At 32.5% G+C, this 6446-nt stretch carries 5 protein-coding genes; 1 reads left to right on the plus strand and 4 read right to left on the minus strand.

Annotation, left to right across the window (positions count from 1 at the left end; genetic code table 11):
• A partial coding sequence (locus KA867_RS13185) for an MFS transporter (protein WP_210138327.1) occupies positions 1 to 544 on the plus strand: 544 nt, incomplete at its 5' end.
• Positions 545 to 721: 177 nt separating this feature from the next.
• Here the strand turns inward: KA867_RS13185 and xylE are convergent.
• From xylE to KA867_RS13205, 4 genes are all read right to left on the minus strand, one after another.
• Positions 722 to 2179 carry a D-xylose transporter XylE gene (gene xylE / locus KA867_RS13190; protein ID WP_210138328.1) on the minus strand — a complete coding sequence of 486 codons (1458 nt, stop codon included), beginning with the start codon at positions 2177 to 2179 and terminating at the stop codon, positions 722 to 724.
• A gap of 20 nt (positions 2180 to 2199) precedes the next feature.
• The gene (gene xylB, locus KA867_RS13195) at positions 2200 to 3690 is read right to left on the minus strand and encodes a xylulokinase (RefSeq protein ID WP_154409726.1); all 1491 of its coding nucleotides are present in this window, start codon (positions 3688 to 3690) and stop codon (positions 2200 to 2202) included.
• Between the two features lie 5 nt (positions 3691 to 3695).
• Positions 3696 to 5018, minus strand: a complete 1323-nt coding sequence (gene xylA, locus KA867_RS13200) for a xylose isomerase (protein WP_154409727.1) — start codon at positions 5016 to 5018, stop codon at positions 3696 to 3698.
• A 147-nt stretch (positions 5019 to 5165) separates the two neighbouring features.
• Complete coding sequence (locus tag KA867_RS13205) at positions 5166 to 6320, minus strand: ROK family transcriptional regulator (RefSeq protein WP_154409728.1); 1155 nt, start codon at positions 6318 to 6320, stop codon at positions 5166 to 5168.
• Between the last annotated feature and the right edge of the window lie 126 nt (positions 6321 to 6446).

Genomic DNA, 6446 nt, shown 5'->3' on the forward strand with positions numbered 1-6446 from the left:
AACTTTGCAACAGAACCCTTTAATTGCTATATACATTATTGGTGACAATAAAATTGAATCATTATCAGTTACAGCTTTGATTAACGTTGCTGGTATCATAGGTGGTTTAGTAGGTGCATTACTTACAACTAAATACGGCGCACGCAAACTAACGATGATTGGTTTTAGTATTGTAGGTTGTTCAATGTTAGTCATCGGATTCTTTTACGGACACACATATACATGGTTAATTGCACTCATGGTAGCATTCTTCCTATTCGGTCATGCAGGTGGTCCAGGCACACAAGGGAAAGCAATTGGGGCCTTATCTTATCCGACTATTTTAAGAGGTAAAGGTACCGGATTTGTTGAATCAGTTAGTCGATTCGGCAGTATGTTTGGAACATTTATATTCCCAATTATTTTAGCTAATTTCGGACTAAATAATACAATGCTATTTTTAGCCGCTGTGCCTGTACTTGGTTTAATTATTACTACTGTTATTAAGTGGGAGCCAGTTGGTAAAGGTGTAGAACATGAAGACCAATATATTGAAAAAATATAATAACAAAAGGGAGCGGGACAGAAATCTCATTTTAATAAATAGATTTCGTAGTCTCGCCCCGGCGAGGATGACTAGGGTTGGAAAAAACTTGATATAAGCGCATTTTCAATCCAGTCAGCTACTGCCATTATAATAAAAGAGGCTGAGACATGTATTTATGTCCCAGCCTCCTTTTTTCTACTTTGTAACTGTATTTTCATACGGTACATTTCCGTATTCTTCAGTTTGTTTATTCTCGTTAGGCTTATCTTTTTCCCATATACTTTCTAGTTCTTCTAAAGTTTTACCTTTAGTTTCAGGAATGAATTTCCAAACAAATATTCCTGACAGTATACTCATTGTTGCATAAAAACCATAAGTCATTGTACCGCTGATATCCATCATAAATGGATAAGTTGATGTGATTGTAAAGTTCGCTAACCACTGAACTGCTACTGCTATAGCCATCGCACTACTTCTAATACGGTTCGGGAATATTTCTGATAATAATACCCAAATAATTGGACCCCAACTCATCATAAATGAAGCAGTATAGATGACCATAAATAGTAATGTGATTACACCAAATATTCCATTTGCTGTTAATATACTCATGCCTATCATACCGATAGCCATTCCTGTTGATCCAATGATAAGTAACGGTTTACGTCCAAATTTATCAACATAAATTATAGCAATTAATGTGAATACCACATTTACTAATCCCATAACGACAGTTTGAATCATTGAAGCATCACTACCTGCACCAAGGGTTTCGAAAATTCTCGGTGCATAATAAAGTGCTACGTTTATTCCAATAAATTGTTGGAATATAGATAGTAATATTCCGATGATAATGACTGTTTTACCAAAACTAAATAATGGTGCTTTTGTATCATTTTTCTTACTTTTTGTAGATAATATATCTTTCAATACTTTTTTAGCATGCTCATTTGATGAATAAATTTTATTCAGAACAGTTAATGCGTCTTTATCTTTATTAGCTAATATTAAATACCTAGGTGTTTCTGGTACCAAGAATAGCAATACAAAAAATACGACAGCTGGTATTGCTTCAGTCATAAACATATAACGCCAACCTATTACATCAACCCAATTTTGTGATTGACCAAATGTAATACCATAGTTTACAAAGTATACGACTAACATACCAAATATAATTGCGAACTGGTTCCAAGACACGAGTCGTCCTCTAATTGATGAAGGAGAAATTTCACTAATATACATTGGAGAAATAGCAGAAGCTAAGCCTACTCCTATCCCACCTATAACACGGTATATATTAAATATGACTAACAACCCTAAACTTGATTGTCCTGCATCAAAGAATAGAAATTCTGGATATCCTGATAAAATTGCTGATACTATAAATAAGATTGCAGCAACTTGTAAAGATTTTTTACGACCTAAACTTCTTGAAATATTTGAAGACAATAATCCACCTATAATACACCCGATTAAAGCACTTGATACTGTTATTCCGTGGATAAAACTACCATAACCTGATGTAATATACTTTTGTAATGATTGTTCTGCCCCAGAAATTACTGCTGTATCATAACCAAATAATAGCCCACCAAGCGTTGCGATTAGTGCAATTTTAAAGATAAATCTCTTATTATCATAACTACTCATTACCCCATCTCCCTAATTCGTTATTTAAATTGAGCTAAGTCTTTCGTTAGTGGCTGAGTTGCAGTATAAATTTGTTTATATATATTAAATAATTTTTGATATGATTCATTATTTTTTGAATCTGGCGTGACTTTTTCATGATAGTTAATCCATGATTGGCTAATATCTTGAAATGTATCAAACCAGTTTTCGCCCATTGCAGCTAACATTGCAGCACCATATGCTGGCCCTTGTTCTTCTGTCCTAGTCATAATAGGCGCATTAAAGATATCCGCTTGTATTTGTAACCATTCTTCATTTTTTGCGCCTCCACCAATAGAAACAATTTCTTTTATATCGACATCTTGATTTTTCATAATCTCGATACTTTCATTAATAGAATAAGTAACACCTTCAAGTACTGAACGTTTAATATCCTTTTGCGATGTATTAGCATCTAGCCCAATAAAGCTACCCCTGACAGATGCATCGTTATACGGTGTACGTTCACCTAATAGATATGGTGTATACAAGAGTCCATTTGCCCCTATTTTGGATTGTGAAATATCTTGTAAGAATGTACCAAAGTCTTCATCTGGGTTAAGCAATTGCTTTAGCCATTCTAAACTATAGCCAGCTGAAAGCGTAACACCCATAATATACTTTTGATTTGGCACACAATGACTAAAGTAATGCATGTTACCGTCATTTTCGTAATGTTCACTGTTCTCAATAGAAAGTGCAACGCCCGATGTACCAATGCTTACAAGTTGTTTTGTTTCATCTGTTATACCAGAACCAAGTGCACCACAGGCATTATCTGCGCCACCTTGATAAATATTTATTTCCCAGTCAATATTTAATTGATTCTTAATATCTTCTTTTAACACACCACTTTTTTGATGAGAAGGAATCACTTCTGGGCAAATGTTCGAATCAATATCTAATTGATTTAATAATGTTTCAGACCATTTTTCAGTTTTGATATTATACATAATCGTTCCAGCAGCATCTGATGGTTCTGTGAAAATATTACCCGTCAATTTATAGACAACATAATCTTTCGGCAACATAAATTTATGAATCTTTTTATAATTATTAGGTTCATTATTTTTTAGCCAAATTAATTTCGGAAGTGTGAAACCTTCAAGTACAGTATTTTGTGTTTGTTTAAGTAAGAATTCCATACCTAAAGTTTCTTTAATTTCTTCCACTTCTTGTGAAGTACGTGTATCATTCCATAAAATAGCTGGCCTTATACTATCACCAGATTCGTCAACAACGACTAATCCATGCATCTGTCCTGAAAAGCTAATACCTGTGATTGATTGTTTATCAAATTTCTTTAATAAGTGCGTTAAACTATTCACTGTTGCTTCGTACCAAACATCTGGATCCATTTCACTGTAACCAGACTTTGGATGCGTCGTTTTATAACTGATGCTATGAGAGTCGACGACCTTACCATCTTTATTAACAACTATGGACTTTAATCCACTTGTACCAATATCAACGCCAATTACATAAGTCATAATTATCATTCTCCATTATTGATATTTAGAATATATTGGTTGATTTGTGATTTTATTACTTCTAAGTGATCTGACTCATTTTCAATTTTTTCTATTTTATGTGCATATTTTTCTAATTCTTTAAATGAAGTTGTTCCTTCTACAATTTCCTTACCGATACCTTCACTAAATGATTTATATTTTTTATTAATGATATTTTCGAAGAAGTTATCTTCAATCATTTTATGAGCGACTCTTAATCCAAGTGCAAATGTATCCATACCTGCAATGTGCGTTAATAGTAAGTCTTCTTGTTTAAATGATGTTCTTCTTGGCTTAGCATCGAAGTTTAGACCACCTGGGCTTAAACCATCATTTTTAAGTATTTCGTACATCGCTAATGTCGTGTCATACACGTCTGTAGGGAATTCATCAGTATCCCAACCTAGTTGAGGATGACCTTGATTGGCATCCACTGATCCTAACATTTGATTATCGCTTGCATATCTTAGTTCATGTTGGAATGAATGACCTGCTAAAGTAGCGTGGTTTGCTTCAATATTAAATTTAAATACATCATCTAAGTCATACTTCTGTAAGAAAGCATGAGCTGTTGCAACGTCTGTATCATATTGATGAGTAGTTGGTTCTTTAGGTTTAGGTTCAATTAAGAATTGTCCTTCAAATCCTATTTCTTCAGCATAACTTTTAGCCATTTTGAAGAAGTTTGCTAAATTATCTAGTTCTAACTTCATATCGGTATTTAATAAACTTTCATAACCTTCACGACCACCCCAGAATACAAAGTTTTCTGCGCCTAACTTTTTAGCAATTTCTAAAGATTTTTTCACTTTCGCTGCAGCGTATGCATATACTTCAGCGTTAGAAGATGTAGCTGCTCCGTGTACAAAACGTTCATGTGTGAAATTATTAGTAGTATTCCATAATAATTTCTTGCCCGTCTCGTCCATTTTTTCTTTAATAAGATCGACTATTACGTCTAAGTTTTCATTTGATTCTTTTAAATTAGAACCTTCAGGAGCAATATCAATATCGTGGAAACAGAAATATTCAAGGTTTAATTTTTCCATGAATTCAAAAATAGCATCCACTCTTGCTTTAGCTTTGTCCATCTCATTTAAGTTATCCCATTCACGTTCAGCCGTGCCTACACCAAATGGGTCTGAAAGATCTGCAGTAAATGTATGCCAATAAGCGACACTAAACCTTAAATGTTCAGCCATCGTTTTATCGCCTATTTTTTCTTCCGGATTATAATATTTAAAACTATAAATGTTTTGTGATTTTGAACCTTCGTATTTTACTTTATCTATGTCGAAATATGTCATTGTAATCCTCCTAATGATAGTTGGTTAGTTTATTAAACAAACTAACTTTAAAAATAATATATCATATACTATCATTTATGTAAACGCTTTCTACATTAAAAAAAGAACTTGTTAGAAATCTTATAAAAGATTTCTAACAAGTTCTTTTTAAATATGAATATATAATTGAATGTCTTCAATTTGTAGCACTTTTTGAATGATTGCTAAAGTTCCGCCTAACAAAGTAGCATACTTCACATTAGAATTTAGCTTGATTTGAATTTCACTTCGAGAATACTGTTTAAACTGTTCTTTAATTTCTTCTAAAATTTCTGGCATTTCATTAATTAACGGACAGTTAACATAAAAAGCATTTGGATTAAATTGCGTGTTTAAGTTATGTATTAATATAGCAATCTTATTAATAAATTGCTCCATCTCTTGCACAACTACAGAGTTTCGCTCTTTATAACATTGAATTAGTTTACTAAGTGTTAACGTCTCACCTAATTGATGGCTTAAATTTTGTAGTAAAGCTTCTTGAGAAAAAATATCTTCAATCTTATGATAAGTTTCCACATTATTGCTTACTTTTGATACAAGTGTTTTTCCAATCTCACCCGCTTCACCATTGGCACCGCGATACAATTTATTATTAATAATTAAGCCCGCACCAATACCTTTATGAATGCTAAGCGCTATAAGGTTATTAATCGATAAACTATGCTTAAAATTACGTTCATACAATGCAGAAAGATTTGCCTCATTTTCGATCATCACAGGAACTTGGGCAAATTCTTTTAGCATTTCTGTTATAGAAGCTCCATCTGTCTTGTGGAATGGTAAATAAATGACATTTTGATCATTATCAACGACACCATGTATAGATATAGACATACCTAATAAACCATGAATAGTGTCATGTTTTTCACGAACATCAACGTGCTCTTTCAAAATATCTAATATACTACTTACATTGTCATTCGGTAATTTATAAGATTCGTGTTGAATCACATTACCATCAAAGTAGTTATACATCACTTCAACAGAACTATACGTCAAATCTAACGAAATAAAGTAGCCATACAGATGATTAACCTTAAGTAAGATCGGTTTCCTTCCGCCACTTTTCGTACTATCACCTTCACCAACTTCGCGCACTAAAGATTTACTCTTCAATTTATTTAAAATACTAGAAATGGTCGCTTTATTAATTCCTAGATTCTTTGATATTTCTGTGCGTGAAATATTTTGATGATTAAAAATTTCTTTTAGCACTAATTTTTCATTACTATTTATATTTAAAAATAAGTTATTTTCCATAATTTAAGACTCCATATGCACTTTGAATGTTCTATTTTAAATATCCATTTTATTATATTTATTATTTTAACACATATTAAAATAGCCAAAAGTTTTATCCTTATTTAAGGTTCTGTTGCAAAGTAA

The organism is Staphylococcus sp. GDH8C109P (assembly GCF_017893405.1).
Lineage (GTDB): Bacteria > Bacillota > Bacilli > Staphylococcales > Staphylococcaceae > Staphylococcus > Staphylococcus cohnii.